Source organism: Cryocola sp. 340MFSha3.1, assembly GCF_000383315.1.
Lineage (GTDB): Bacteria > Actinomycetota > Actinomycetes > Actinomycetales > Microbacteriaceae > Leifsonia.
Map to the genome: position 1 here is coordinate 1,050,582 of NZ_KB911087.1, position 26,399 is coordinate 1,076,980.

Consider the following 26,399-nt stretch of genomic DNA (forward strand, 5'->3'; position numbering starts at 1 on the left):
CATGACTGACGCTCGACTCGAGGCCGGCGCTCCGGCGCCCGCCTTCACACTCACCGACCAGGACGGCACCACCGTCTCGCTCTCCGACTTCGCCGGCGAGAACGTGATCGTGTACTTCTATCCCGCGGCGATGACCCCGGGGTGCACGACGGAGGCCTGCGACTTCCGCGACAACCTGAACTCGCTCAAGTCGGCCGGATACCAGGTGATCGGCATCTCGAAGGATGTGCCGGCGAGAAATAAGGAGTTCCAGGAGCAGGAGGGCCTCAACTTCCCGCTGCTGTCCGACGAAGACCTGGCCGTGCACCGCACGTACGGCGCCTACGGCGAGAAGAAGCTCTACGGCAAGACCGTCGAGGGTGTCATCCGGTCGACGTTCGTCGTCGACCCGGACGGCACGCTCCGCCTGCCGCTCTACAACGTCAAGGCGACGGGACACGTCGCCTCGCTGCGCAAGAAGCTGGGGATCGACGCCTAAGCCGGCAAGCGGGGCACCGACGCCAGCAGGCGGCGGGTGTAGTCGTCGCGCGGCGTCCTGAGCACCTCGCTCGTGGCGCCCTGCTCGACGACGCGCCCGCCGCGCAGCACGACGGTCTGAGCACAGAGGGCTGCGACGACGCTGAGATCGTGCGAGACCATGACGACGGTCATCCCCTCGTTCGCCGCCAGTTCGCCGAGCAGGTCGATGATCTGGATGCGCGTCGTCACATCCAGCGCGCTCACGGGCTCGTCGGCCAGCAGCACGCGCGGCCGTGACACGATCGCCCGGGCGATGGCGATGCGCTGCCGCTGGCCGCCGGAGAATTCGTGCGGGTAGCGACGCGCCGCGTCGGCAGGAAGGGCGACGGAGTGAAGCGCCTGCGCGACACGTTCCCGCGCCTGCTCGCCGCCCGCGAGTCCGAGGGAGGCGAGGGGTTCGCCGACGATCCGGCCGACGCTCTGCCGCGGGTCGAGGGAGGAGTACGGGTCCTGGAAGACCGGTTGTACGCTCCGGCGGAAGTCGCGCACCTGGGTGCGATCGCGAGGGTTCAGCGGTCGGCCGTCGAAGAGCACGCTGCCGCTGGTGGGCGTCGTGAGCCCCAGGAGGAGCGAGAGAGCCGTCGTCTTGCCCGCCCCGGACTCTCCGACCAGGCCGAGGCTCCGTCCCGGCTCCACGGTGAAGGAGACGTCGTCCAGCGCCGGGTTCGCAGCCCGGCGGTACCGGAAGCCCGCGTCACGCAGTTCGAGGATGGGCGTCATGGCAGCTCCAGAGCGGAATCGAGCTCTCGGGCGCTGCGCACGAGTTCGGCGGTGTACGGGTCGCGCGGGTCGGACAGCAGGCCGTCGATCGCACCCTCCTCGACGACGCGACCCTGACGCAGCACGAGCGCCCGCTGCGCCATACGGGAAACGACGGCGAGGTCGTGGCTGACGAACAGGAGCGCCATCCCGCGTTCTGCAACCAAGCGTTCGAGCAGCGCCAGCACGTCGGCCTGGACGGTCACGTCGAGCGCTGTCGTCGGCTCGTCGGCGATCAGCAGCTGCGGGCGGCAGGCGAGGGCCGCGGCGATCGCGACGCGCTGCCGCTGCCCCCCGGAGATCTCCCAGGAGTAGGCGTGCGCGATGCGCTCCGGTTCGGGGAGGCCCACTTCGGCGAGCGCGTCATGCACCGCCTGACGCAGGGCATCGCCGCGCAGCCCGAGGTGCCGGCGGAGCGGCTCGGCCACCTGGCGCCCGAGACGCATGAGCGGGTCGAGGGCGGTCATCGGCTCCTGGAAGACGGTCGACGCCACCCGGCCGCGCAGCGCGACGAGCTCGCGCTCCCGCGCGCCGATGACCGGCACGCCGTCGAGCAGGACGCTGCCGGTCGCGTGCAGTCCTTCGGGCAGTAGACCGGTGAGGGCGAACGATGTCAGCGACTTGCCCGAGCCGGACTCGCCGATCAGGCTGAGCCGCTCCCCCGCGTCGAGACGGAACGACACGTCGCGTACGAGCACGTCGCCGTCCCGTGTCGCGATGTTCAGGCCGTCGACCTCGAGGAGGCCGCGCGCCGCACTGTTGTGGGTGGTCATCGCGACCTCCTGCGGGTCGGGTCGGCCACATCCCGAAGACCGTCGGCCACCAGGTTGACGCCGATCACGAGCACGACCAGGGCAACGCCAGGGGCGATCGCACCGGCAGGAGCCGTGGACACCGTCCCCTGAGCCTCCTGCAGCAGACGCCCCCAGGAGGCGTTGGGAGGCGGCGCCCCGAGCCCCAGGTACGAGAGGCTCGCCTCGGCGAGCACGGCCACTCCGAACTGCAGCGCGAGGTTCACGCTGAGCGTCGGCCAGATGTTCGGCAGGATGTGCCGTGCGATGATCCCCGGCCACGAGGTGCCGGAGGTGCGCGCGGCCGTGACGTACTGCTGCGACAGCACCCGCTTGGCGAGTACACGCGTCAGCCGGGCGACGACCGCCGACATGGCGAGCCCGATCGCGACGATGGCCGTGCCGAGCGACGCCCCCTGGGCGGCCACGATCAGCATCGCCAGGAGCAATGTGGGGAACGCGATCAGGATGTCGAGCACGGCCGACAGCGTGTCGTCCAGCCATTTGGTGGCGAAGGCGGCCAGCAGGCCGAGGGTTCCGCCCACCACCGCACCGATCGCGACGGAACCGAGGCCGACGGCCAAGGCGATGCGCGCCCCGATCATCAGCTGGGTCACCAGGTCGCGCCCGAACCGGTCCGTTCCCAGCCAGTGCGCCGCGCTCGGCTGCTCGAGCCGCGTGCCGGAGGTGTCGGACTGCGCGTACGGCAGCCAGAAGAACGACACGACGGCGACGATCACCACCAGGCCGACCAGGACGAGCCCGATGCCGAGCGTCAGCGAACGGCGGGCGCGGCGCCGCCCCCGCGCTTCCGGTGCGGCCGCCTCGGCCGCCTGCTCGACGATCGCGCTCATGTGTTCCCCGAGATGCTGCGACGGAGGCGCGGGTCGACGAGCCGCTGTGCGATGTCGGCGAGGAAGCCGACGATCAGCACGAGCAGCGTCGAGACGAACAGGATGCCCTGGATGTTCGGGTAGTCGTGCTGCTCGATGGCCTTCAGCAGCATGCTGCCGAGCCCGGGCAGGGTGAAGACGCTTTCGACGACGACCGCTCCGAGAAACGTCGTGGCGAGCTCGATCCCCAGCACGGAGATCACCGGCACAGCGCCATTGCGCAGACCGTGGCGCCACATCGCTCCCGCGAAACCCGACCCCAGTGCGCGGGCGTTGCGCAGATAGTCGCTGCCGATCACATCCAGCGTCGCGCTTCGGACGTAACGGGAGATGGATGCGCTCATCACGATCGCGATCGTCACGACCGGCAGGGCGAGCGAGGTCAGGGCCTCGGCCGGATCGGACCAGTCGTCACGCGGGAATCCGCCGGACGGGAACCACCCGAGGGTGATCGCGAAGACATCGACCAGCAGGATGCCCACCCAGAACACGGGCACGGCGATGCCCAGCTGCGAGAACGCGGACAGCAGGATGCCGTACCAGCGGTCGGCCTTCCACGCCGCGACGAAGCCGATCGGCAGCGCGAGCACGAGCGCCAGGACGAACGAGAGGAGCGTCAGCGGGATGGTCACGGACAGCCGCGCGGCGATCTCGGGGCCGACCGGCAGCGAGCTGATGAACGACTCGCCGAGATCGAGCGACACCAGGCTGCCGAACCACGAGAAGAACTGCTGCAGCAGCGGCTGATCGCTGCCCACCTGGTGCTGCGCCGCCGCGATCTGCTCCTTCGTCGCTCCGACGGAGAGCAGCGCGTTCGACGGGTCGCCCGGCAGCACACGGAGCAGGAAGAACAGCACGACCATGGCCAGCAGCAGTGACACCACGAGGAACGCGGTGCGACGCAGGAGGTAGAGAGCCATGGTGGTTTTCAGCGTAGATGCTCGGGGAGCCGGTCGGCTCCCCGAGCATCGGGGTTGTGGAAGAGCGGTCCTTGTGGAGAACCGCCTACTTCTTGACGATGTCGTACGCGAAGAACTGCGAGTTCAGTCCGTTGACCGGGTAGCCGCTCACGTCGCTGTCGGCGACGACGATCTGCGGGTACAGGTACAGCCAGGCGCTGGCCGCATCCTTCGCGATCTGCTCGTTGACCAGCTTCAGCTTGGCGGTCTGATCTGCCGTCGTGCTCGCCTGCTCGGCCTCGTTCACCCATGCGGTCACCTGCGGGTTGTCGTAGCCCCAGTAGAAGTCCGGGTTTCCGTACCAGACCACATCGCGGTCGTTGACGTGCTCCTGCAGCGTCGCGGTGAAGTCGTGGTTCTTGAACACCTTCGTGTACCACTCGTCCGCCGAGATGGAGTTGATGTTCACAGTGATGCCGACCTTCGCCAGCTCGCTCTTCAGGAACTCGGCGACCGCGGGGTGCGGGTCGTACGTGGGCGTGTCGAGCGTGAAGGTGAACCCGTTCGCGAGACCGGCCTCGGCCAGCTCCTTCTTAGCGAGGTTCACGTCGTACGGGTTGACCTTCGTGAGGTCCTCGTACCAGGGGTCGCTCGGCGGCACGATCGAGCCGATCAGCGTTCCGTAATCGCCCCAGATCGAGTTGAGCAGCTTCTTGGTGTCGATCGCCGAGTAGACCGCCTTCCGGACCTCGACGTTGTTGAAGGGGGCCACCCTGTCGTTGAACGCCAGGAGCTCCTTGGTCGTCGACTTGCCGTCGGAGATCGTGTAGTCCTTGTTTCCCTTGAATGTGCTGAGGGCGTCGGGGCTCTGGATGCTCGTCACGATGTCGACCTGCTTGGTCTGGAGCGCGTTCGAGAGGGCCGAGGCGTCGGTGAAGTAGTCGAACTCCACCTCCTTGTTCTTCGCCTTGTCGCCCCAGTAGCCGCTCCAGCGCTCGAGGCTGAGCGAGCTGCCGCGCTTCCAGGTGCCCAGCGTGTACGGGCCGGTGCCGTCCTCCGCGGTCTTGTAGTTCGACGTACCCGGGCCGTAGATCCACACGTAGCTGAGGTTGTACGGCAGCGAGATGGACCGCGAGGACAGGGTGATGGTCACCGTCTTGTCGTCCGGGGTGTCGATGCTCTTGATGACCTCGAGCTGCGACTTGCGCGCCGACTGCGAGTCGTCGGACGTGACGCGCTCGATGCTGCGCTTCACGTCGGCGCTGGTGAGCGGCTTGCCGGAGTGGAACTTCACCCCGTCGCGCAGGGTGAACGTGTACGTGAGGCCGTCGGCGCTCGTGGTGTACTTCGTCGCGAGCAGCGGCTCCACCTTGCCCTCGTCGGTGAGCTTGAACAGCCCCTCGTAGACGTTGCCGTTGAGCGCCTCGGTGACGCCCTGGCCGCCTCCGGCGGTGTTGTCGAGGTTGACCGGCTCATAGAGCGAGCCGATCGCGATGGTCGCGCCGTCACCGCCGGCGGACGACGAGCCGCCCGCGCAGCCCGCGAGCGTCAGGGCCGACGCCAGGCCGATCGCGAGCGCAGCGAACAAGGGGGTCTTTCTCACGGTAGTTCTCCAGTGCTGTGGGGGGTGGATGCTTCGGTGCTTCGGGCGCTCGGCCCGCTCAGTGCTGTGCGCCGCCGCGGAAGGTCACGCGCTTCTCCCCCGCGGTGACCGCGACGGGGAAGCGGTTGTTGTGCGGCGGCAGCGGACAGTTGTACTGGTCCGAGAACCCGCACGGCGGGACGAAGGCGCGGTTGAAGTCGAGGACGACGTGGTCGTCGACGTGCTCGACGAAGAGGAAGCGGCCGGACGCGTAGGTCCCGTCCTCCCCCTCGGCGCCGTTGGTCGGGTCGCCGAACACCAGGAGCAGCGTCCCGTCGTCGTCGAAGGCGCTCAACGTGTACGCGATGCCGTCCCGTTCGAACGTGATGTCGCCGGGCACCACCAGCTCCCGTGTCAGCCCGTTGTCACGGATGTGCTCGAACGGAATGGTGCGGTCGTCGCTGACGGGCGTGAACGTCGCCTCGATGACCCAGCTGGGGTCGAAGGGGAAGACCTCGATGGTCTCGAAGTCTTGGATGGCTGGGGATGCCGCATCCCAGAGCCGGATGCCGCGCTCGACCTCTCCGGTCTCCAGGCTGCGGCGCGTGAGCTCTGTCGCGGTGACCGTCGCCGGATGGCCGGCCAGGGCCTCCTCCGGAGTCGTGGTGTCGCCCTCCTGCAGCCACCGCGTCTCGATCAGAGCGAGGTTGCCGGTGGGCGCCGTCACGCTGCTCAGGCGGTTCGCACGCCAGGCGTCCCAGCCTGCGCGGGCGCGCTCGATGGTCGCGGAGGAAGCGGAGGTCTGTGTGGAGATATCAGTCACGATGCCGGACATAACCATCCGAGTCTCCGCCTTGTTCCCGGTGGACGCTATTCGTGTTGCTCCATGTTGCGGGACGTGGCCCGGACCACCGCCGGGGAGACGGCGAGGACGCCCGCGACGACCGCCGGCACCAGGAGCGCCCAGCCGACGTCCGGCCGCGCATAGAACCCCTGGAAGCATCCGATGGCGACGGCGAGCTGGAGGATCTGGATGGTCAGCGCCGACGCGCGTGCCCAGCTCCGCAGCCGCAGGATGCCCACGAGCGTCGCGATCAGCCAGGCCGCCGCGAGCAGGACGAGGACCACGATCGCGACCGCGGACGGGTACGACTCCGGCTTCTGCGTGAGCAGCTCGTACACCAGCCAGCAGGCGACACCGACCACGAGGACCGTCTCCAGGGCGAGGATGACGGTGAGCACCGTGAGGAGGGGTGGACGCGACGGGCGGCGCTCCGTGGCCGCCTCCGGGGCGTTCTGGGGGTCGGGCACTATAGCATCCTGACGTTTCCGGCTCGTGTTCTCAGCGTTATCCCATACAAAACTATTGATTCGCAATAACCGCTATGGGAGCATATTCAACGGTCGAGTTAACGCTCACAGGGTCGTGGGCAGGTCTGATTCCCCACGGATCTAAGCACCCTGCAACCCGACTGCTTATCTGCATTCTATGGCCCTCTCGGGTCAGGAACCCCAGTAAACAAGGAGCACATCTTCATGGATTGGCGCGACAAAGCCGCCTGCCTCACCGCGGACCCCGAGCTTTTCTTCCCGGTTGGCAACACCGGCCCTGCGGTCGACCAGATCGACAAGGCCAAGGCGGTCTGCGCACGCTGCACCGTGACCGAGATCTGCCTTCAGTACGCCCTCGAGACCGGTCAGGACTCGGGTGTCTGGGGCGGGCTCTCCGAGGACGAGCGCCGCGCCCTCAAGCGCCGCGCTGCGCGCGCACGCCGCGCGTCCTGACGCTCCACCCGCTTCTCACTGGTCGGCGCGGGCCATACCCTCCCGCGCGTCCGACACAGCCGAGGCGGCGCTCGCACACCTAGCATCGAGCGCCCCTCGGCATTTTTCATGCCCGGCTTCCTACGCGGCTTGGTCGCCGGTCAGATCTTGGTGAGGTAGCGCAACGGGACCTCGATGGTCACCTCGGTGCCCTGCCCCATCATCGTGTGCCAGTCGATCGCACCGCCGAGCTCGCCCTGGATGAGCGTGCGGACGATCTGCGTCCCCAGGCCGGTCCCGACCTTGCCCTCCGGGAGGCCGGAGCCGTTGTCGACGACCTTGACGGTCAGCGACTCCTCGGACCGGTGGGCGACGATCTCGACCTCTCCTTCGCGCCCGGCCAGACCGTGCTCAACTGCGTTGGTCACGAGCTCTGTGAGCGCCAGTGCGAGCGGCGTCGCGTACTCCGACGGCAGCTGGCCGAAGGTGCCCGACTTCTTCGGGTGCACGGTCGTGGTGTGGCTCGCCGCGACCTCGGCCACCAGCAGCAGCACGCGATCGAAAACGTCGTCGAAGTCGACGATCTGCGCGAGGCCGGTCGAGAGGGTGTCGTGGACGACGGCGATGGCCGCGACCCGGCGCATAGCCTGGCTGAGAGCCTCGCGCGCCTCCTCCGAGTGCGTGCGGCGCGCCTGGATGCGCAGGAGGGATGCCACGGTCTGGAGGTTGTTCTTCACCCGGTGATGGATCTCGCGGATGGTCGCATCCTTCGTGATCAGCTCGCGCTCCTGGTGGCGCTGCTCCGAGACGTCGCGACAGAGCACGATGGCCCCGACGCGCTCACCGCGGTTCCGGATGGGGATGGCGCGGAGCGACACCGTGACGCCGCGGGCTTCGATGTCGGTGCGCCAGGGGGCGCGGCCGGTCACCACCAGCGGCAGCGACTCGTCGACGGTGATCGTGCCGGCGAGCAGACCGGTCGTCACCGTGGCGAGGGACTCCCCCTCGAGCTCGCCGGTGAAGCCCATCCGGTTGAAAGCGCTCAGCGCGTTGGGGCTGGCGAACGTGGTGACCCCGTCGACGTCGAGCCGGATGAGACCGTCAGCCGCACGAGGCGCCCCTCGGCGAGGCGCGGCCGGGGCACCGAGGTCCGGGAAGTCTCCGGTCGCGATCATGTTGAAGAGATCGTTGGCGCACTCGTTGAACGTCAGCTCCTGCCGGCTCGGCGTACGCGCCTCGCTCAGGTTGGTGTGGCGCGTGATCACCGCCACGGGTTCCGGCGCGGTGTCCGGGGAGTGGACGGTCAGGCGGCGGATCACGGGAACGGCGCGCACCCGGGTCGGGGTCTCCTCGTACCAATCCGGCGCTGACGTGTCGATGATCTGCTTCGACCGATAGGCGTCGGTCACCTGCTGGCGCCACTCCGGCTTGATGCGCTGACCGACGAAGTCGCGGTAGAAGAGCGTGGCCGCCGAGGACGGACGGGCGTGCGCCACCGCGACGAAGTCGTCATCGGCGGTCGGCACCCACAGCACGATGTCCGCGAAGGCGAGGTCGGCGAGCAGTTGCCAGTCGCCGACGAGGCCGTGCAGCCACTCGACGTCCTCTTCCGAGGAGCGGCCGTGAGCGTGGACGAGATCGCTGAGGGTGGACATCACCCCATCCTAAATGGCGCTCCGACAGGCATGACGAGAGTTATCCACAACGCGTTTATGCCCTGGTCCGCCGCGCGCCGACCTGTTTGAGTGAGGCATCGTACATATCACGGGTCTATTTCAGCACCGACCACCGACACACCCCCTCGGGAGAAAAAATGCACCACCTCGCCCTCGCACCCGCGACCCCGTCCACCACCGGAATTCCCGGTGACCGGGCCGCGGATCCCGGCCGTTCCGGCATCCGACCCGGAGACCGCTCCGGAGCCCATCCGGCTCCCCGTCCCGGGATGCCCGAGGCCGCTGTCGCGTTGCCGCACGAACACCCTGCCGGGCGGCTGACGCCGGGCCGCGCTGACCGCCGCACCCCAATTGCGGCCACCGGCTTCGGGCGGGCTCGCACGGGCGGAGGGGCCATCGTCGAGTTCCCCACGGGCGACGAGCCGAGTCCGGCAACGCTGTGCTCCAACCTCGCGCGATCGGTCGTGGAGATCCTCGCGGGCGCGCGTCCGCTTGATCAGATCGGCCGCTGGGTGAGCGACTCCGTCTACGTCCACCTGCTACGCCGCACCATGCTCACCGTCCAGGCGCGGACGACGGCGGCCGAGAATCCGCTGCGACCGCGCATGACCATCGGCGATCCTGTCCTGGCGTTCCCGGTCGATGGCGTCGTCGAAGCGGTCGTCATGGTCCACCAGCCCGCTCGTTCCCGCGCGGTGGCGATCCGCCTGGAGCGACACCGCGCCCGCTGGCGCGCCACGGCCATCAACGTCCTCTAGCCGGCAAGACGACGATGGCGGCCCCGCAGGGCCGCCATCGTCGTGGTGATCGGTCGCGCGATCAGCGCTTCTTCGCCTGCGCGCGACGCTCTGCGCGGTTCGCGGGGGCCTCGTCCGAGGACTCGACGCGCTGGCCGAAGGCACCGCGCTGGTTGGACGCCTGCGCGGGCGGAGCGGCCGGGGCGGCCTGCTGCTGCGCGCGCTGCGCACGGGCGGTCGCTGCCTGCTCGAGCTGACCGCGCTGGTTGCGCACCTCGACGCCGCCCTGCTCGGCGGGAGCCGAGTAGCTGAGCTTCGTGTCGCTCTCGCCCCGCGCGAGGCCCTTCGCGGCGACGGCAGGAGCCTCGACCTCTCCGGGGGCCTGGTTGACCTCGACCTCCAGGTTGAACAGGAAGCCGATGGTCTCCTCGCGGATGGCGCCCATCATCTGCTGGAACATGGCGTAGCCCTCGCGCTGGTACTCGACCAGCGGGTCGCGCTGAGCCATCGCACGGAGGCCGATGCCGTCCTTCAGGTAGTCCATCTCGTACAGGTGGTCGCGCCAGCGGCGGTCGATGACCGAGAGCACGACGCGGCGCTCCAACTCGCGCATCGCCGGAGCGCCCAGCGACTCCTCGCGACGCTGGTAGGCGATCCGGGCGTCCGAGAGGATCTCGCGGCGCATGAACTCGCGGTTGATCTTGCCCTTGTTGCCGGCCTCCGAGATCACCTCGTCGATGCTGACACCGACCGGGTAGAGGGTCTTGAGCTCGGCCCACAGGGCGTCGAAGTCCCAGTCGTCGCCGCTCCCCTCGCCGGTGTGCTGGTCGAGGATGTCGTCGATCACGTCGGTGAGGAACTGCTGCACGCGCTCGTGCAGGTCGTCGCCCTCGAGCACATGACGGCGGTCGCTGTAGATCGCCTCGCGCTGGCGGTTCAGGACGTCGTCGTACTTGAGCACGTTCTTGCGGATCTCGGCGTTGCGGGCCTCGACCTGCGACTGCGCGCTGCGGATGGCGCGGCTGACGACCTTCGACTCGATGGCCATGTCGTCCGGGACGCTGCTCCGGCCCATGAGGCTCTCCGCCGCGCCCGCGTTGAAGAGGCGCATCAGATCGTCGGTGAGAGACAGGTAGAACCGGCTCTCGCCCGGGTCGCCCTGACGGCCGGAACGACCGCGGAGCTGGTTGTCGATGCGCCGGGACTCGTGGCGCTCGGTACCGAGCACGTAGAGACCGCCGGCCTCGATGACCTTCTCGGCCTCCTCGGCGACCTGCGCCTTGACGTTCTCGAAGACGCCCTCCCAGGCGACCTCGTACTCGTCCGGCGTCTCGACCGGCGACAGACCGCGGGCGTTCATCTCGGCGACGGCGAGGAACTCGGAGTTGCCGCCGAGCATGATGTCGGTACCGCGGCCGGCCATGTTGGTGGCGACGGTCACGGCGCCGAGACGCCCGGCCTGGGCGACGATCGCGGCCTCGCGCGCGTGGTTCTTCGCGTTGAGGACCTCGTGGCGGACGCCCCGCTTGGCGAGCAGACGCGAGAGGTACTCGCTCTTCTCGACCGAGGTGGTGCCGACCAGCACCGGCTGGCCCTTCTCGTGACGCTTCACGATGTCCTCGACCACCTGGTCGAACTTCGCCTTCTCGTTCTTGTAGACGAGGTCGGACTGGTCGATGCGCTGCATCGGCTTGTTGGTCGGGATGGGCACGACGCCGAGCTTGTAGGTGCTCATGAACTCGGCGGCCTCGGTCTCGGCCGTACCGGTCATGCCGGAGAGCTTCTTGTAGAGGCGGAAGTAGTTCTGCAGTGTGACGGTCGCGAGGGTCTGGTTCTCGGCCTTGACCTCCACGCCTTCCTTCGCCTCGATCGCCTGGTGGATGCCCTCGTTGTAGCGGCGGCCGACAAGGATGCGGCCGGTGTGCTCGTCGACGATCAGCACCTCGCCGTTCATCACCACGTAGTCCTTGTCGCGCTTGAACAGCGCGTTCGCCTTGATGGCGTTGTTGAGGAACGAGATGAGCGGGGTGTTGGCCGACTCGTAGAGGTTGTCGATGCCGAGGTAGTCCTCGACCTTCTCGATGCCCGGCTCGAGCACACCGACGGTGCGCTTCTTCTCATCCACCTCGTAGTCCACGTCCGGCGTGAGGCGCTTCGCCAGGTTGGCGAACTCGTTGAACCAGCGGTTCGCCTCGCCGGACGACGGACCGGAGATGATGAGCGGTGTGCGCGCCTCGTCGATGAGGATCGAGTCGACCTCGTCCACGATCGCGAAGAAGTGGCCGCGCTGCACCATGTCGCTCGCCTGCCAGGCCATGTTGTCGCGCAGGTAGTCGAAGCCGAACTCGTTGTTGGTGCCGTAGGTGATGTCGGCCGCGTACTGCTCGCGGCGCTCCTCCGGGGTCTGGCCGGCGAGGATCACGCCGGTCGTCATCCCGAGGGCGCGGAACACGCGCCCCATCAGCTCGGACTGGTAGCTCGCCAGGTAGTCGTTGACGGTGACGATGTGGACGCCGCGGCTGGCGATCGCGTTGAGGTAGGCCGCGGTGGTCGCGACGAGGGTCTTGCCCTCACCGGTCTTCATCTCGGCGATGTTGCCGAGGTGGAGGGCCGCGCCGCCCATGATCTGCACGTCGAAGTGACGCATCCCGAGGGTGCGCTTGGCCGCCTCCCGGACGGCCGCGAAAGCTTCGGGGAGCAGGTCGTCGAGGGATTCGCCGTTGCCGTAGCGCTCGCGCAGCTCGACGGTCTCGTGCGCGAGTTCCTCATCGGTGAGTTCGCTGAAGTCGTCTTCGAGGGCGTTGACCGCCTTCGCGTACGCCTCCAGCCGACGGAGGGTACGGCCCTCGCCAACACGGAGGACCTTTTCCAGAACTGAGGCCACTGATGCACTCCACTTACGCTCGGTCGGGCTGACAGCCCGGCGCCCCGGCGGACGCACGCCGGACGGCATACTCCGCCGACGCTAGAGACATGCTACTTGTTCCGCCCTGACGTTCGACCTGCCCGGCCTGGGAGGACTCTGGATGCCGGCGGCGAACGCGGTGAGGAGGTGCGCTCCTTCCTCCCAGTCGCCGAGGTTGCTGGCCGAGTTGAGGTGACCGCGTGGGCCGAGCGAGACGCTGGCGGCACCCCACTGCGCCGCGAACTGCTCCGCGCGCTCCGGCGAGCAGTACGGGTCGTCGCTGCTGTTGATCATGAGGACAGGGGCGGCGGGCGCGACATCGAGCCCTGCCGAGAACGATTCGGCTTCCCGGGGGAACCGAGGACCTGACGGGTCAGGGGCTGCCACCAGGAACAGGCCGGCGACGTTCTCCGGATGGAGATGCGCCCAGCGGACCGCGAGCAGGCAGCCAAGGCTGTGGGCGACCAGGACCGCACGGGCCCCGCCGACCGCCCGATCGAGAGCACGGGACCAGTCATCCCCATCCGGTTCGTCCCAGGAGGACGGCTCGATGCGGCGCATCCCGGGATGACGGGACTCCCAGATCGATTGCCAATGCTCACGATCCGAGCCTCCGATGCCCGGCACGATGACTGTTCGCATGCACGCCCTTCCGGTTGTTGTGGATGGTGGAGAGTGCCGTTCGACCGGTCGCTGACCACGATCGTAGGAAACCGTGAGCGTCGGCTGCAATCTCGACGTCGTCTATGCCGAAGGGATGAGTCAGCTCCAGGCGCGTCGGCGGAGCTCGTCATGCAGCTCGCGGGCGACGCGTCCCAGGAGCGCTTCGGCAGCGGGCTGCTGCACGGCGGCGACGCTCGACTCGGTCAGCGCCACCACGGCGAACGCCGAGCCGTCCGCGTGCTCCACGACGCCCGCTTCGTGGCGCAGGGTGAGCAGCGTGCCCGTCTTGGACCACCAGGTCGACGCGTCCGACACGAACTCGGGTGCGAGGCGCGCACGGTGGACGTTCGCCGCCATGAGCTCGCGCATCCGCGACGCGATGGCCCCCGGCACGCGGGGACGCCAGAGATCCTCCAGCCAGTCGGCCAGATCGCGTGCGCTCGCACGCGTGGCGTCGACGGCGCCGAGACGGGCGACGGCGTTCCCCCCGCCCGGCGTGCGGCCAGCGATGGCGAGCCTGTGCGCGAGGTGCGCGTCCGTCGGCGGGAGCTGCTCCGCCAGCGTCCGCGAGAGCTCCCCCGCATCGTGCCGGATGATCAGCCCAGGACGGCCGAGCTCGGCGAGGAGTTCAGCGACTCGTTCCGGCGGGGTGAGGGCAAAGAGGGCGTCGGAGGCGGACCCGTCACTCAGGGCGACGCTGAGGTAGACGAGGTCTTCGAGGGCGACGGTGGCGGGATGCCGGAACCGGGAGATCCCGGTCGGACCCGGTGTGGACACGCGGCCGGGTGGGACGGTGACCGGCTGGTCGGGCGCGAGCTCCCCACGTCGCATACGCTCCAGGGTCGCGATGCCGAGGGGGATCTTGACCAGCGACGCGATCGGACGCGGTGTATCGGCGTCGATCGCGAGTTCGTCTCCGGTGGCCAGGTCGCGCACCAGGAACCCGCCGCTCAACCCGCCCGCCTGCAGCTGCGAGACCAGCCGATCGATGAGCTGCTGCTCGTCGATCACGGGCGGTCCTCCCCGAGGGCGCGTGCCAGCGCACGCTCGGCACGCGAACCGAGGCGGCCGATGAGGTCTGGCTCGTCCGAGGCCAGGCCGTAGCCGCGTTCCAGGTCGAGCTCGGCGAGCGGGCTCCAGGACAGCCCGAGTTCCGCCGCGCGGGCCTCGGTGCTCAGCAGCAGGTCGCCGGCGAGGACATCGGCGATCGTGCTGGGGAGCGACCCGGCCCTCCCGAGCTGGTGCGGCAGGAGCGCGTGAGCGTCCCGGAGCGCGGTGAGGGGGTCCCGGATTGCCGGAATGTCGTCCTCGGCCTCGTAGAGCAGGCGCGTCGGGGCGGCGGTGTCCGACCGCCGGGGACGGATCGAGCCGAAGAAGAAGGGGCGGGGCTCCGCGTGCGCCGAGGCGACCCCGAGTCGGACGCGCCACCGCGCCTCCTCCCGGGGCCCGGACAGGACGGCCGCCTGGACGGCCCCCGATCCGAAGGCGTCGGCCCGCGCGTCGGGATCTCCGGACATCGTCTCCACCGCAACGCCGCTCCCCCGGCTCGCCGCGATGAAGGCGCCGACCGCGGTGGACGCGCAGTCCTCGGGGACTGCGATCCGGAGAACGGATGCGCGCGAGCGGCGCGCCTGAGCCTCGAGTTCGCCGGCCGCCGCCGTGACCTGCCGTGCGGCGCCCAGCACACCCCGTCCGAACGGGGTCAGCTGCGGACGGCGGGTCGAGCGGTCGAAGAGCGCTTCACCGAGGTGTGCCTCGAGCGCGGCGATGCGTCTGCTCGCGACCGACTGCTGCATCCCCGCGGCGGCGGCTCCGACCGTGAAGCTGCCGCGGTCGCTGACGCTCACGAACGCGCGGCAGGCGGCGACGATATCCATGGGGCCGGATACTAGCGAGCGGGGCTTCGTGGGAGCAGACAGAGGTCGGCGTCGACTCATGCCAGATCGTCATCGAACTGCGCGCGGGCGTCTGAGCGCCGTCGGCCGGGCTGCGGTTGCCTGGGAGCAGCACCTCCCGTGAAAGGACTCTTTGTCATGATCCGTCGCCCGATCCGCTCACTCACCGCGCTCGTCATCGCCGTCGTCGCGCTCACCGGTTGTTCCACCACCGGTGTCGCGTCGCCGTCGACGTCGCCCCACCCGGCGTCGCCTCACTCGACGTCGACGCGCGCCGCCGATCCACGCTCCGAGGCGGCGGCGCGCGCGCTGGCCGAGCTGGAGTCGCAGTACGGGGCGACCATCGGCGTGTATGCCGTGGACACCGGCACGGGCCGGTCTGTGGGCTACCGCCAGGACGACCGCTTCGCGTACGCGTCGACCTCGAAGGTACTGCTCGCCGGCGCGGTGCTCGCGCGGTCGTCGGACGAGCAGTTGGATGCCACGGTTCCGTACACCAGCGACGATCTGGTCTCCTACTCTCCTGTCACCGAGACCATGGCGGGCGCCGGAATGCCGCTGCGCGACGTCATCGCGGCGGCGCTGCAGAAGAGCGACAACACCGCGGCGAACCTGCTCTTCCGTCAACTGGGCGGGCCGGCCGAACTCGAGAAGTCTCTCCGCGCGCTGGGCGACGAGACGACGGAGGTCGAGCGCACGGAGCCCGACCTCAACGAGGCCGCTCCGGGCGACCCGCGCGACACGAGCACCCCCCGCGCCCTCGCCGCCGATCTGCGCGCGTACGCCCTCGGCGAGGAGCTCCCCGCAAACAGGCGGAAGCTCCTCGTGGACGACATGACCGGGAACGCCACGGGCGACCCGCTCATCCGGGCAGGGGTGCCGACAGGATGGACCGTGTCCGACAAGTCGGGTGCCGCGTCCTACGGAACGCGAAACGACATCGCCATGTTGACGGCACCGGGCCATGCGCCGGTCGTGATGGTCGTACTCTCCCGCAAAGCGGAGAAGGACGCCGCCTACGACAACGCTCTGGTCGCGGACACCGCGAAGGTCCTGTCGACGGCGCTGGGCCTGTGACGCCGCAGCCGTGACGGAGTCGATGGCGGCCGCCGCCCGGGCGGCCGCCATCGACGCTCCCGCGGATTCGCCGCGATCAGCCGAGCTTGCGTGCCGCGGTCGCGACCTCCTGCAGCTCTTCGGCCGCCTCGTCGAGCGAGATCACGCCGTAGTCCCAGCCCTTGCGCCGGTAGACGACGCTCGGGCGCATGGTCTCTTGCTCCACGAACAGGTAGAAGTCGTGACCGACGAGCTCCATGTAATACAGAGCGTCGTCCACGGTCATCGGTACGGAGGCGAAGACCTTCTTACGGATGACGACAGGGGAGTACTCCTCCTCGGCCTCCGATTTCTCCTCCGTCTCATCGGACACGGCGGGCAGTGCGCCGGTTCTCACCTGGTCCAGCACCGCGACGGGAGCCGCCGCGAGGCCGACCGCGCTGAAGCCGTCGGTGCTCGCCTCACGCAACGAGGTCGGTCTGTGCTGACCGCGATGGACCTTCCGTCGGTCCTTCGCCCTGCGCACCCGTTCGAGGAGCTTGCCGAGCGCGATGTCGAAGGCCGCGTACTTGTCCTGTCCGGTCGCCTCCGACCGCACGACCGCCTTCGGGCCGACGAGGGTCAGCTCGACCCGGTCGTCGCCGTTCTGGCTGCCCAGCTTCTCGTTGTGCCTGCTGACCTTGATCTCGAACGAGATCGCCCTTTCGGCCAGGTGCGCCACTTTCTCAGACTTCTCGGTGGCGTACTCCCGGAAGCGATCAGTGATACCCAGGTTGCGTCCGATGATGTTGATGTCCATGGAGACCTCCCTGTTCCGGCGTGACGACCGCCCGGATCACGAAGGGCGGATCGACCACACCTTTTCGACTACCGTAGTGCCGCCGACCTCATTAAGAAACCGGAAAACATACGGCATCCCCCCTGGGTCTTCTGGGTGCTCCCTGAAGACGTCCTCCGGCTCGGAGCGGCGTCCGTGCGATCGCTGCCGCACCCGCTACGCGGCCACCTGCCGCATGGATGGCTCTGGCCGCCTCGGCGATGGTCGCCCCGGAGGTGACGATGTCGTCCACGATCAGGCACGTGCGGCCCGCCAACCTCTTCGAAGCCACGAAACTGCCCCGCCGGTTGCCGGACCGCTGCGCTGCATTCAGCCCTGCCTGGTCGGCCGTCTGACGCGACAGCCGGAGCGCTCGCCAGAGCGGCGGGACCAGGATGTGCGCACGGGCGAGCACCGAACGGCTCGGGTGGTAGCCCCTCCGGCGCCACGCGGACCGGGTGGAGGGAATGAGCACCGGCAGCAGCGCCGCACCGGCTGCGGCAGGGTCTGCTGCATCACCGCCTCCGCGGGCGGCTTGCCGTTGCGCTTCGGCCACCGCGGACCGCAGGGCGCGCGCCAGCGCTCGCACGACATCCACTCGCCCGCCGTCTTTGTAGGCGAGGAGCACGCGTCGGGCGACGCCCTCGTAGCTGAGCGCCGACCAGACCGGGATCTCGCCGACGGCGTCGAGCCGAGTGACCGGACTCAACTCCGCTTCGCACTCGTCGCAGAGCGAGCGATCGGGGCGGCGGCAACCGGCGCATCGCACGGGGAGGACGATCGCGGCGGCGTCGAGCAGGGATTCACGGACCAGGGTGTGAGCTGTCATGGTTCGAGCATCGCGGTGAGGCCGTGTCGGCCGAGCTCCGACCACCTGATCTGTGGAGAACCCCCGCGCCGCCGAGGTTGTGAGCACGTGGCGGTCGGCCTAGGGCTGACCGAGCTGCACCGCCACGGCGCCGACCTTGTCGGTCTGCGCCTGCCAGCCCGTGCCCGTCGGCGCCAGAAGCGTGCCGTCCGCGCTGAGGACGACGTAAGGAGCCAGACCCGACGCTCCGACGATCGTCCGCCCGCCGGCCGGGCCGGAGGTCGTCGTCTGCTCGCCGCCGACCGTCTGCTGCGCGATGCTGGTCGCTTCGCCGTTCGTCGAGCTGAGCACCGCGATGGTGAGATCGGAGGTCCAGGCAGCTGATCGCGGCTCCGACGTCGGCACCGCGAGCTCGACCGGTTCGGTGAGAGAAGTGGGCGACATGTTGCCCCCTCGCACGATCCCCGCGGCCATGAGCGAATAGCCGGTCTGGGTCCTGAGGAGCGCTGCGATCCGCGTGCCGTCCCGGGAGACCGCGAGCGAGAGGATGGCGGTCGCGTTCGGCCAGACGGCCGTCACGGCATGCGGCTCTGCGCCGGTCGCCGTGGCGACCTGGATGGCGTTCGGCGTCGCGGCGGGCACCGACCAGACCCAGCCGTCGGCGTCGAGCGACGGTCCGATGAGGCCGGGCCGCGCATCCACCCGCACTGGATCGCCGTTCTTGCGCACCGAGTACACACCGGCCTGCGACAGCACAGCAGCCTGATCGTGCGAGGCGCTGAGGGTGATCGCCGAGGGGTGCAGCGACGCGACCTTGTCGCCGAGGCCGCTCAACGCGCTCACGGTGTCGCCGTTGAGCGGGCCGAACACGTCTCCGCGGTCCACGAATGGATGCGAGTCGACGGACGGATTCCGGATGGGCAGAGCGGCGGCGCTGAGCGACGGGACCTGCTGAACGTTGCCCTCGATCGACAGCTGGACGCTCTGAGCCAGGCTGCCGAGGGACTGCTCCAGCTGGAACTGCATCCGCTGCAGCTGGGTGGGATCGGCCTGGGCCGCCTCCGAGCTGAGGTCGACCCTCGCCACTCCGCCCGCGGTCGTCACCGAGGGCACGGCGAGCTGGGTCCCCTTCGGGAACGCGGTCGTCACCGCCCCCGTCAGCCACGGCGCAGGGCCGGCGAGCAGGGAGCTCGCGACACGTGTCGCAGCCGATGCCACCCGCGCCGGGAACCAGCGCGCGTCCGGGACGAGGTAGGCGTAGCCGGGACTGAAGAAGTACAGGGTCTGCTGCGTGTAGACGGCCCGGAACGTGGGATCGTCGATCACCACGCCGTTCGGGGCGACGGAGATGCGCCACTCCCCGTTCTCCTTGACCAGCTGGTAGTTCAGGCCGACCGGGGCCGTGCTCCCCACGGGGTGGAACGCACCGACGGCGTCGATGTTCGCGACGGGGGTCACATCCACGCGCCACAGCGTGCCCTGATCGTCGTAGCTGCGGTTGCGCCCGTCGTCGACGGTGACCGACTCGTCCGGGTTCCAGTTGGCCGCCATGGACCGGGTCAGGTACTCGCGGGCGATGGCGAAGTTGTTCTTCGGGCTCGAGGCGGCATCGATGAAGCCTTGCACGATGCGCTGCTGGGTCGCGCCCTTCTCGGGCGGCGACGGGTTGAAGTCCAGGTCGAGCGGGTCGTTGACCTGCGCCACCGGCGCTCCCTGACGCACCGGGCCTGAGTCCGGGATGCTCGCGCACGCGGCGAGCGCCACCAGCACCAGTGCGGTCGCCGACGCCACCGCGGCACGCACGCCCCATGACCGCCTGCGCCCGTTCATGCGTGGGCCTCGCTCCCGGTCGTGGCCGGGTTCGCCGCCGGCATGGTCGCACCGGCGTCCACCGGGGGAAGCGGCAGGGGCGACGCGGTGATCTCGCGTCCGACGACGCGCGGAAGGGTCAGCCGGAAGCACGAGCCCGCTCCCGGTGCCGACCAGACCTGCAGCCAGCCGGAGTGCAGCGTCGCGTCCTCCAGCGAGATCGCGAGCCCGAGGCCGGTGCCGCCGAGGGTCCGCTTGCGCGACGGGTCGGCCCGCCAGAACCGGTCGAACACGTGCCCCGTGTCCTGCGGGCTCATCCCGATGCCGTAATCGCGCACGGTGAGGGCGACCGCGCTCTCGTTGCTGTCGACCGTGATGACGACCGGGCGTCCCTCACCGTGCTCGATCGCGTTGCCGATCAGATTGCGCACGACGCGGCGGATGCGTCGGGGGTCCATCGGCACGTCGAAGTAGCCGCCGGGCGCGTCGAGCGTCAGTTCGGAGCCGTTCTGCTCGGCGAGCGTCCTGAGCTCGTCGACGCAGTCCTCAGCCAGCCGCACCAGGTTTGTCGGCTCGGCATCGAGCACGACCGATCCGGCGTCGTACCGGCTGATCTCGAGCAGGTCGGAGAGCAGGCGATCGAACCGCTCGATCTGGGTGTGCAGCAGCTCGGCCGTCCGGGCGGTGGCCGGAGCGAACCCCTCCCGCTGGTCGAAGATGACGTCACCGGCCAGCCGGATGGTCGTCAGCGGGGTGCGCAGCTCGTGCGACACGTCCGACACGAACCGCTGCTGCAGTTGCGACAGCGTCGCCAGCTGGTTGATCTGGCTCTGGAGGCTGTCGGCCATCCCGTTGAACGACCGCGCGAGGGTCGCGAACACGTCCTCCCCGCGCTCCGGGATGCGGACGGCCAGGTCACCGGCGGCGAGCCGCTCGCTGGTGCGCGCTGCGACACGGATCGGCTCGACCACGAACCGAACGATCACCCAGGTGATGGCGCCGATGAGCAGGATGAGGGCGAGGCCGGCCAGCAGCAGCGTGTTCTGCACGAAGAGCAGCGTGTTCTCCGAGTCGCGCAGGTTGTAGCCGATGTAGAGCTCGTATTTGCCGTACGACGGCAGTGTGAGTTGGGATCCGACCACGATCCCCGGGTCTGTGTCGCCCGCGGCGGGCAGAGCGACCGACTGGTAGTACTGCTTCGATCCGCCGTTCTGCACTTTCTCGCGCAGCTCGGGCGAGATGACCGAGTTCATGGCCGGGCTCCCGCGGTCGGGAGGGGCGAGGATGCCGGTGTCCTGCCCGGGCACGCGGTACGCCGCGACGAGGCGGCTCGAGGTCGAGGCCTGCACGCTCTGCAGGACGGTGTTGAGCAGGTTCTTGCCCGCATCCCCCGACGACACGTCGGAGGCGTTCAGCGTCGACTGCGCGGTGGTGGTCGCGCGGCTGGAATCGCGGAGCGCCTGGTCGAGCCGCGACTGGTACAGGTCGTTGCTGATGCTCAGCGACATGTACACGCCGGTGACGAGGATGGCGACGCCGGTGAGCAGCAGCGTGATGGCGACGGTCCGCAATTGCAGCGAACTGCGCCACAGGCGCGCGAGACGGGTGGGCGCCTGGCGCCACCAGTCCCGAGTCGGCCACCGCGCGCCCATCCGTGGCTCCGGTCGCTAGGCCGCAGCGCCGGCGCGGTAGCCGACGCCGCGCACGGTCATGACGATCTTCGGGTTGTCCGGATCCTGCTCCACCTTGGCGCGGAGGCGCTGCACGTGCACGTTCACCAGACGCGTGTCCGCCTTGTAGTGGTAGCCCCAGACCTGCTCCAGCAGCATCTCGCGCGTGAAGACCTGCTGGGGCTTGGAGGCGAGCGCGAGCAGGAGGTCGAACTCCAGCGGCGTGAGCGCGATGCGGGTGTCTCCGCGGCGCACCTCGTGCCCGGCGACATCGACGACCAGATCGCCGACGGTCAACTCATCGGTCGGCGGGGTGGCGGGCGCGGGCCGCAGCCGGGTGCGGATGCGGGCGACCAGCTCCTTCGGGTTGAAGGGCTTCACCATGTAGTCGTCGGCCCCGGACTCGAGCCCCTTCACGACGTCGGCGGTGTCGGACTTCGCGGTGAGCATGATGATCGGGGTGCCCGACTCAGCCCGGATGCGACCGCACACCTCGATGCCGTCGAGGCCGGGGAGCATCAGGTCGAGAAGGACGAGGTCGGGCTTGGACGACCGGAAGGTGTCCACTGCGAGGGATCCGTCTTCGCAGAAGACGGGGTCGAATCCCTCGGTGCGGAGGACGATGCCGATCATCTCCGCAAGCGCGGTGTCGTCGTCGACAACCAGGATGCGACTAGTCATGTGCGAAGTTCCCCGAACCCCTCTCGAGCGGCCTCTGGCCGTGAAGTGACATGACCAGCGTAATGGAGCAGTCTGCTACCAGCTTGAATGAAACCATTACGTGCCCTGTGGATGGGACAGCGCGCGCGAGAGCGCTGTGCCAGCATGGGAGCAACGCACGGGGGGAACGAAAGGTACGGCGTGAGCGACGAACAGAACTGGCAGGCGCCCGGCTCGAACGGGTCTACGCCGGAGGGCGGCCCGCAGCAGCCACCGCAGTACGGGCAGCAGCAGCCTCCGCAGTACGGGCAGCAGCAGCCTCCGCAGTACGGGCAGCAGCAGCCACCGCAGTACGGGCAGTACGGTCAGCCGCAGTACGGGCAGTACGGTCAGCAGCCGGGATGGCAGCAGCCGCCGGCGGGCCAGCCCGGATGGCAGCAGGCCTACCCGCAGGGTGGCGCGCAGCCGGCATGGACTCCTCCGCCGAAGCCCGGTCTGATCCCGCTGCGGCCGCTGACGCTCGGTCCGCTCCTCGCGGCGCCCTTCCAGACACTGCGTCGCAACCCGCGCATCACGGTCGGTTCGGCGCTGCTGCTGCAGGGCATCCCGTCCATCCTGGTCAGCGTCGTGCTCGCCGGCGGCATCGGGCTGCTGGCCGTCCGCGTCTTCTCGGGCGAGGCCCAGGACCAGCCGGCGCTCCGGGCGGGCCTCATCGGAGGCGCGATCCTGCTCGGCGTGCTCTCCCTCGTCATCTCGACGGTTTTCAGCGCCCTGCTGCAGGGGGTGATCGTCGGCGACGTCGCCCGCGAGTCCCTGGGCGACAAGCTGACGTTCCGAGCGCTGTGGCAGCTGGTGCGCGGTCGGATCGGGGCCTTGATCGGCTGGACGCTGCTCTACGCCCTCGCCTGGATCGTCGCGATCGCCCTGGTGGTCGCCGTCGTGGTCGCGCTGGGCGCCCTGGGCGGCTCCGCCGGCGCCATCGGAGCCGTACTCGTCGGCGTCGTCGGCGGCCTCGCACTGATCCCGCTGGCCTTCTGGATCAACACCAAGCTCGCGATGGTGCCGAGCGTGATCGTGCTCGAACGCCTGCCGCTGACGCAGGCGGTCGCGCGGTCGTGGCGGCTCACCACCGGCTACTTCTGGCGGACGCTGGGCATCATCCTGCTTGTGTGGGTGATCGTCTACGCCATCACGCAGACCGTCGCGATCCCCTTCGGCCTGATCGGCGGACTCGCAGGCGGGGTGTTCGCGCCGACGTCGGCGACCTCGGCGGATCCCATGCAGGAGGTCCTCGTCACGCAGCTGAGCGTCAATGTGCTCTCCAGCATCGTGACCTCGATCATCGGAGCGATCGGCAGCGTCATCCAGACGGCGGCCGTCGCCCTCCTCTACATCGACCTCCGTATGCGCAAGGAAGGACTCGACCTGCAGCTGGTGCGCTTCGTCGAGGGGCGGCAGACCGGTCAAGACCTGCCCGATCCCTATCTTCCGCAGGCGCAGCACCCGCAGCAGCACCAGCCTCCGCAGCCGCCCGCCGGGTGGCCGAACGCCTGACCGTGATCCGCTTCGACGTCCCGGTCGACCCCAGCTCGCCGGAAGCGCAGAACTGGCTGCGCGACGAACTGTCGCGCCCGGAATACCAGTCGGCCAAGCCGACGTGGTTCGATCTCGCCTCCAAAGCGGTGCAGGACTGGATCGGCTCGCTGTTCCAGGGCGCGGGCGGTGACGCCGCGCCCGTGCTGCTCCTGGTCGTCGTCGTGGTGATCGCCGGCCTGATCGTGGCCGCATTCTTCCTCTTCGGCCGGCCGCGGATCAACCGCCGCTCCGCTCTCGATCGGCGCGCGTTGTTCGGAGCGGACGAGGCGCGCAGCGCCGCCGACCTGCGTGCATCCGCAGAACAGGCGGCACGTCAGGGCGACTGGGTGACCGCTGTCGAGGAGCAGTTCCGTGCGATCGCCGTCTCCCTCGACGAGCGCACACTCGTCCACGTGACGCCCGGAACGACGGCGAACGAGTTCGCCGTGCATGCCGCCCGGATCGCGACCGACGAGGGCGAAGCGCTTCGGCAGGCCGCCCGCGCGTTCGATGAGGTCCGCTACCTCGACCGACCCGGCACCGAGGCAGCGTACCAGAACCTCGTCGCGCTGGATCAGCGGCTCCAGCGCGTGCGCGTCCCCCTGCCGGCGGTGAACGCATGAGCGCACCGACACCCGTCCGAGGCCCGGAGACGGCCCAGCCCGAGACGATGCGCGACCGCCAGGCGACGCCACAGGCGGCGACGGCACAGACCCTGACGGTCCGGCAGACCGCACGCCGAGCGCTCCCCTGGATCGTGCTCGCCGTGATCGCGATCGTCATCGCCCTCGGCGGCGCGCTGCTCACCGGCGGACGCGTCGCGCCGGGCACGACGCTCGACGCGACCAACCCCGCGCCCGCCGGAGCGAAGGCCGTCGCGCAGGTCCTGCGCGGGCAGGGGGTGGATGTGCGGAACGTGTCGACACTCGACCGCGCCACGGCGGCCGCGGCGGACGGTGCCACCGTGCTGGTCTACGACCCGCTCGGCAACCTGACCTCGGACGGTTATCGCGCCCTGACCGGCGACGGACGGACGCTGGTCGTCGTCGAACCGGACTTCGAGGCGCTGCAGACCCTCGATCGCGATGTGACGGCGGCGGGCGCACCCCGCGGGCCCGCTCCCGCCGACTGCACGGTGCCGGCCGCAGAGCGCGCCGAGCGCATCGACCCGCGCACCACGTCCACGACGGAGGATGTCGTCGTTCCCGGGACCTTCCGGGTGGCCGACGATGCAGCCGCGTGCTTCTCGGACACCGGCGGTCGCGCCTCGCTCGTGCGCACCTCTTTCAACGCCTCACCCGTCTACCTGCTCGGGTCGGCCGCCGTGCTGACCAACGACGGCGTCGACCGCCTCGGCAACGCGGCGCTCGCCCTCAACCTCCTCGGCGGCCACAGCACTCTGGTCTGGTACCTGCCCTCCCTCGACGACCGCCCGGTCAGCGGACCACCGGACATCGCCGAGCTCACACCCGGGTGGGTGACCCCGGTGATGCTGCTGCTCGTCGTGGTGTTCATCGCGGCGGCCATCTGGCGCGGCCGCCGCTTCGGCCCGCTCGTCGTCGAGAGCCTGCCGGTGGTGGTGCGCGCCGGCGAGACCCGCGAGGGCCGGGCGCGGCTCTACCAGCGGTCGTCCGCCCGGCTCCGTGCGGTGGACGCTCTGCGCGTCGGCACCATCGGCCGACTCTCCGCCCTCGCGGGTCTGCCGAGTACGGCAACCGTGCCGGAGGTCGCCGACGCCGTCGCCGCGCTCACCCGCCGTGACCGGCTGGCCGTCCGCGACCTTCTGGTCGAGCGCATCCCCCAGACCGACCGCGACCTGATCGCGTTGTCCGACGAACTCGCGGAGCTCGAGAGAGCCACCGCATCCGCCGTTACGCCCTCCACGGGCCCGACCGGAAGAATGGATGAATGACAGACGTCACGACGGGGACGGCGTTCCCCTCCTCCCCCGGCGCACCCGCTGACGCGGCGCGCCTCCGCTCCGCCCTCTCCGCCGTGCGGACCGAGGTGGGCAAGGCGGTCGTCGGCCAGGACGGCGCGGTCACCGGGCTCATGATCGCTCTGCTGGCGCGCGGCCACGTACTGCTGGAAGGCGTGCCGGGCGTGGCGAAGACCCTGCTGGTCCGCTCGCTCAGCCAGGCGCTCAGCCTCGACACCAAGCGCGTGCAGTTCACCCCCGACCTGATGCCGGGCGATGTGACCGGATCTCTTGTCTACGACGCCCAGACCGGCGGTTTCGTGTTCCGAGAGGGCCCGGTGTTCACGAACATCCTGCTCGCGGACGAGATCAACCGGACGCCCCCGAAGACCCAGTCGGCCCTCCTCGAGGCCATGGAGGAGCGCCAGGTCAGCGTCGACGGCGTCAGCCGCCGCCTGCCGGACCCGTTCATCGTGGCGGCGACGCAGAACCCGATCGAGTACGAGGGCACGTACTCCCTGCCGGAGGCACAGCTCGACCGCTTCCTGCTCAAGCTCACGCTCGACGTGCCAGAGCGGGACACCGAGGTGGAGGTGCTCCGCCGCCACGCCGCCGGTTTCAACCCGCGTGATCTGGCTGCCGCCGGGGTGACGCCGGTGCTCAGCGCCGCCGAGCTCCAGGCGGCCCGCGAGTCCGCCGCCCGCGTCGGCGCGAACGCCGACGTGCTGGCCTACATCGTCGACCTCGCGCGCGCGACCCGCCGCAGCCCCTCCGTCCGACTCGGCGTGAGCCCGCGCGGCACCACTGCTCTGCTCGCCGCGGCCAAGGCCTGGGCGTGGCTCTCGGGCTACGACTCGATCACCCCGGACCACGTGCAGGCGATGCTCGTGCCGGTGTGGCGCCACCGCATCCAGCTCCGCCCGGAGGCCGAGCTTGAAGGGGTGGGCGCCGACGCGATCCTGCGGTCGATCGTGCAGCAGGTCCAGGTTCCGATCTAGGCCCC

The 26,399-nt window shown here is 69.6% G+C and carries 25 protein-coding genes; 8 read left to right on the forward strand and 17 right to left on the reverse strand.

Translation table 11 applies throughout. From position 1 onward, the window contains the following. Nucleotide 1: 1 nt before the first annotated feature. Nucleotides 2–478, forward strand: coding sequence for a thioredoxin-dependent thiol peroxidase (bcp, locus tag H284_RS0105075; RefSeq protein WP_020075378.1), 477 nt, complete (start codon nt 2–4; stop codon nt 476–478). Here bcp and H284_RS0105080 read toward each other — a convergent pair. The 7 genes from H284_RS0105080 to H284_RS0105110 form a co-directional block, all read right to left on the reverse strand. Beyond that, the gene (locus tag H284_RS0105080) at nt 475–1,239 is read right to left on the reverse strand and encodes an ABC transporter ATP-binding protein (protein ID WP_020075379.1); all 765 of its coding nucleotides are present in this window, start codon (nt 1,237–1,239) and stop codon (nt 475–477) included. The genes bcp and H284_RS0105080 overlap by 4 nt on opposite strands. Continuing rightward, complete coding sequence (locus tag H284_RS0105085) at nt 1,236–2,051, reverse strand: ATP-binding cassette domain-containing protein (protein ID WP_020075380.1); 816 nt, start codon at nt 2,049–2,051, stop codon at nt 1,236–1,238. Before H284_RS0105085 ends, H284_RS0105080 begins: the two co-directional genes overlap by 4 nt. Continuing rightward, a complete protein-coding gene (locus tag H284_RS0105090; protein WP_018190108.1) occupies nt 2,048–2,923 on the reverse strand; it encodes an ABC transporter permease in 876 nt (291 codons plus the stop codon). The genes H284_RS0105085 and H284_RS0105090 overlap by 4 nt, the downstream gene beginning before the upstream one ends. Next, entirely contained in the window at nt 2,920–3,882 is a 963-nt protein-coding gene (locus H284_RS0105095; protein ID WP_020075381.1) for an ABC transporter permease, read from the reverse strand. The genes H284_RS0105090 and H284_RS0105095 overlap by 4 nt, the downstream gene beginning before the upstream one ends. An 85-nt stretch (nt 3,883–3,967) precedes the next feature. Continuing rightward, nucleotides 3,968–5,464, reverse strand: a complete 1,497-nt coding sequence (locus tag H284_RS0105100) for an ABC transporter substrate-binding protein (RefSeq protein WP_231371073.1) — start codon at nt 5,462–5,464, stop codon at nt 3,968–3,970. A 58-nt stretch (nt 5,465–5,522) separates the two neighbouring features. Then, nucleotides 5,523–6,278: a DUF1684 domain-containing protein gene (locus H284_RS0105105; RefSeq protein WP_020075383.1), complete on the reverse strand. Its 756-nt coding sequence runs from the start codon at nt 6,276–6,278 to the stop codon at nt 5,523–5,525. Between the two features lie 35 nt (nt 6,279–6,313). Next, nucleotides 6,314–6,754, reverse strand: coding sequence for a hypothetical protein (locus H284_RS0105110; protein ID WP_020075384.1), 441 nt, complete (start codon nt 6,752–6,754; stop codon nt 6,314–6,316). Between the two features lie 225 nt (nt 6,755–6,979). Here H284_RS0105110 and H284_RS0105115 point away from each other — a divergent pair, with 225 nt between their 5' ends. Beyond that, nucleotides 6,980–7,228, forward strand: a complete 249-nt coding sequence (locus H284_RS0105115; RefSeq protein ID WP_018190103.1) for a WhiB family transcriptional regulator — start codon at nt 6,980–6,982, stop codon at nt 7,226–7,228. A 140-nt stretch (nt 7,229–7,368) separates the two neighbouring features. Here the strand turns inward: H284_RS0105115 and H284_RS0105120 are convergent, their stop codons facing one another. After that, a complete protein-coding gene (locus tag H284_RS0105120; protein ID WP_018190102.1) occupies nt 7,369–8,862 on the reverse strand; it encodes a sensor histidine kinase in 1,494 nt (497 codons plus the stop codon). A gap of 158 nt (nt 8,863–9,020) precedes the next feature. On the opposite strand from H284_RS0105120, the gene H284_RS0105125 reads away from it, so the two are divergent. After that, a complete protein-coding gene (locus tag H284_RS0105125; RefSeq protein ID WP_231371074.1) occupies nt 9,021–9,641 on the forward strand; it encodes an Rv3235 family protein in 621 nt (206 codons plus the stop codon). A 61-nt stretch (nt 9,642–9,702) separates the two neighbouring features. On the opposite strand, the gene secA is transcribed toward H284_RS0105125, so the two are convergent. From secA to H284_RS0105145, 4 genes are all read right to left on the reverse strand, one after another. Next, nucleotides 9,703–12,504 carry a preprotein translocase subunit SecA gene (gene secA / locus H284_RS0105130; protein ID WP_020075386.1) on the reverse strand — a complete coding sequence of 934 codons (2,802 nt, stop codon included), beginning with the start codon at nt 12,502–12,504 and terminating at the stop codon, nt 9,703–9,705. A gap of 81 nt (nt 12,505–12,585) precedes the next feature. Continuing rightward, a complete protein-coding gene (locus H284_RS0105135) occupies nt 12,586–13,167 on the reverse strand; it encodes an RBBP9/YdeN family alpha/beta hydrolase (RefSeq protein ID WP_081630370.1) in 582 nt (193 codons plus the stop codon). Between the two features lie 120 nt (nt 13,168–13,287). Next, on the reverse strand, nt 13,288–14,199 hold the full coding sequence (locus H284_RS0105140) for a serine hydrolase (protein ID WP_020075388.1): 912 nt from the start codon (nt 14,197–14,199) through the stop codon (nt 13,288–13,290). Continuing rightward, nucleotides 14,196–15,065 (reverse strand): LysR family transcriptional regulator, encoded by an 870-nt coding sequence (locus H284_RS0105145; protein ID WP_020075389.1) that lies wholly within the window; start codon nt 15,063–15,065, stop codon nt 14,196–14,198. Before H284_RS0105145 ends, H284_RS0105140 begins: the two co-directional genes overlap by 4 nt. A 156-nt stretch (nt 15,066–15,221) precedes the next feature. On the opposite strand from H284_RS0105145, the gene bla reads away from it, so the two are divergent. Continuing rightward, nucleotides 15,222–16,160 carry a class A beta-lactamase gene (gene bla / locus H284_RS0105150; RefSeq protein WP_020075390.1) on the forward strand — a complete coding sequence of 313 codons (939 nt, stop codon included), beginning with the start codon at nt 15,222–15,224 and terminating at the stop codon, nt 16,158–16,160. Nucleotides 16,161–16,236: 76 nt separating this feature from the next. On the opposite strand, the gene hpf is transcribed toward bla, so the two are convergent. The 5 genes from hpf to mtrA all read right to left on the reverse strand — a co-directional run bounded on the left by hpf (nt 16,237) and on the right by mtrA (nt 21,924). Next, nucleotides 16,237–16,938, reverse strand: coding sequence for a ribosome hibernation-promoting factor, HPF/YfiA family (hpf, locus tag H284_RS0105155; RefSeq protein ID WP_018190095.1), 702 nt, complete (start codon nt 16,936–16,938; stop codon nt 16,237–16,239). A gap of 91 nt (nt 16,939–17,029) precedes the next feature. Continuing rightward, the gene (locus H284_RS20675; protein ID WP_081630371.1) at nt 17,030–17,785 is read right to left on the reverse strand and encodes a ComF family protein; all 756 of its coding nucleotides are present in this window, start codon (nt 17,783–17,785) and stop codon (nt 17,030–17,032) included. Nucleotides 17,786–17,884: 99 nt separating this feature from the next. After that, complete coding sequence (locus H284_RS0105165; RefSeq protein ID WP_231371075.1) at nt 17,885–19,594, reverse strand: LpqB family beta-propeller domain-containing protein; 1,710 nt, start codon at nt 19,592–19,594, stop codon at nt 17,885–17,887. After that, a complete protein-coding gene (gene mtrB / locus H284_RS0105170) occupies nt 19,591–21,225 on the reverse strand; it encodes an MtrAB system histidine kinase MtrB (RefSeq protein ID WP_020075393.1) in 1,635 nt (544 codons plus the stop codon). The genes H284_RS0105165 and mtrB overlap by 4 nt, the downstream gene beginning before the upstream one ends. Nucleotides 21,226–21,240: 15 nt before the next feature. Next, nucleotides 21,241–21,924, reverse strand: coding sequence for an MtrAB system response regulator MtrA (gene mtrA, locus H284_RS0105175; protein WP_018190091.1), 684 nt, complete (start codon nt 21,922–21,924; stop codon nt 21,241–21,243). 180 nt (nt 21,925–22,104) lie between these two features. Between mtrA and H284_RS0105180 the strand changes: the two genes are divergently transcribed. The 4 genes from H284_RS0105180 to H284_RS0105195 are packed head-to-tail and all read left to right on the forward strand — an operon-like array spanning nt 22,105 to nt 26,394. Further along, the gene (locus H284_RS0105180) at nt 22,105–23,457 is read left to right on the forward strand and encodes a hypothetical protein (RefSeq protein ID WP_020075394.1); all 1,353 of its coding nucleotides are present in this window, start codon (nt 22,105–22,107) and stop codon (nt 23,455–23,457) included. After that, nucleotides 23,442–24,101, forward strand: a complete 660-nt coding sequence (locus tag H284_RS0105185; protein ID WP_018190089.1) for a DUF4129 domain-containing protein — start codon at nt 23,442–23,444, stop codon at nt 24,099–24,101. The genes H284_RS0105180 and H284_RS0105185 overlap by 16 nt, the downstream gene beginning before the upstream one ends. Next, nucleotides 24,098–25,390, forward strand: coding sequence for a DUF4350 domain-containing protein (locus H284_RS0105190; RefSeq protein WP_231371077.1), 1,293 nt, complete (start codon nt 24,098–24,100; stop codon nt 25,388–25,390). The genes H284_RS0105185 and H284_RS0105190 overlap by 4 nt, the downstream gene beginning before the upstream one ends. Further along, nucleotides 25,387–26,394 carry an AAA family ATPase gene (locus H284_RS0105195; protein ID WP_020075395.1) on the forward strand — a complete coding sequence of 336 codons (1,008 nt, stop codon included), beginning with the start codon at nt 25,387–25,389 and terminating at the stop codon, nt 26,392–26,394. The genes H284_RS0105190 and H284_RS0105195 overlap by 4 nt, the downstream gene beginning before the upstream one ends. Nucleotides 26,395–26,399 lie beyond the last annotated feature (5 nt).

Excerpts from the sequence above, each read along its gene's own strand:
- H284_RS0105135 (WP_081630370.1), bottom strand. The coding sequence starts at position 13,167 with ATGCGAACAGTCATCGTGCCGGGCATCGGAGGCTCGGATCGTGAGCAT.
- H284_RS0105195 (WP_020075395.1), top strand. The coding sequence starts at position 25,387 with ATGACAGACGTCACGACGGGGACGGCGTTCCCCTCCTCCCCCGGCGCA.
- H284_RS0105165 (WP_231371075.1), bottom strand. The coding sequence starts at position 19,594 with ATGAACGGGCGCAGGCGGTCATGGGGCGTGCGTGCCGCGGTGGCGTCG.
- H284_RS0105115 (WP_018190103.1), top strand. The coding sequence starts at position 6,980 with ATGGATTGGCGCGACAAAGCCGCCTGCCTCACCGCGGACCCCGAGCTT.
- H284_RS0105120 (WP_018190102.1), bottom strand. The coding sequence starts at position 8,862 with ATGTCCACCCTCAGCGATCTCGTCCACGCTCACGGCCGCTCCTCGGAA.
- H284_RS20675 (WP_081630371.1), bottom strand. The coding sequence starts at position 17,785 with ATGACAGCTCACACCCTGGTCCGTGAATCCCTGCTCGACGCCGCCGCG.
- H284_RS0105080 (WP_020075379.1), bottom strand. The coding sequence starts at position 1,239 with ATGACGCCCATCCTCGAACTGCGTGACGCGGGCTTCCGGTACCGCCGG.
- H284_RS0105085 (WP_020075380.1), bottom strand. The coding sequence starts at position 2,051 with ATGACCACCCACAACAGTGCGGCGCGCGGCCTCCTCGAGGTCGACGGC.
- mtrA (WP_018190091.1), bottom strand. The coding sequence starts at position 21,924 with ATGACTAGTCGCATCCTGGTTGTCGACGACGACACCGCGCTTGCGGAG.
- H284_RS0105090 (WP_018190108.1), bottom strand. The coding sequence starts at position 2,923 with ATGAGCGCGATCGTCGAGCAGGCGGCCGAGGCGGCCGCACCGGAAGCG.
- hpf (WP_018190095.1), bottom strand. The coding sequence starts at position 16,938 with ATGGACATCAACATCATCGGACGCAACCTGGGTATCACTGATCGCTTC.
- H284_RS0105145 (WP_020075389.1), bottom strand. The coding sequence starts at position 15,065 with ATGGATATCGTCGCCGCCTGCCGCGCGTTCGTGAGCGTCAGCGACCGC.
- bla (WP_020075390.1), top strand. The coding sequence starts at position 15,222 with ATGATCCGTCGCCCGATCCGCTCACTCACCGCGCTCGTCATCGCCGTC.
- H284_RS0105105 (WP_020075383.1), bottom strand. The coding sequence starts at position 6,278 with ATGTCCGGCATCGTGACTGATATCTCCACACAGACCTCCGCTTCCTCC.
- H284_RS0105190 (WP_231371077.1), top strand. The coding sequence starts at position 24,098 with ATGAGCGCACCGACACCCGTCCGAGGCCCGGAGACGGCCCAGCCCGAG.
- mtrB (WP_020075393.1), bottom strand. The coding sequence starts at position 21,225 with ATGGGCGCGCGGTGGCCGACTCGGGACTGGTGGCGCCAGGCGCCCACC.
- H284_RS0105095 (WP_020075381.1), bottom strand. The coding sequence starts at position 3,882 with ATGGCTCTCTACCTCCTGCGTCGCACCGCGTTCCTCGTGGTGTCACTG.
- H284_RS0105125 (WP_231371074.1), top strand. The coding sequence starts at position 9,021 with ATGCACCACCTCGCCCTCGCACCCGCGACCCCGTCCACCACCGGAATT.
- bcp (WP_020075378.1), top strand. The coding sequence starts at position 2 with ATGACTGACGCTCGACTCGAGGCCGGCGCTCCGGCGCCCGCCTTCACA.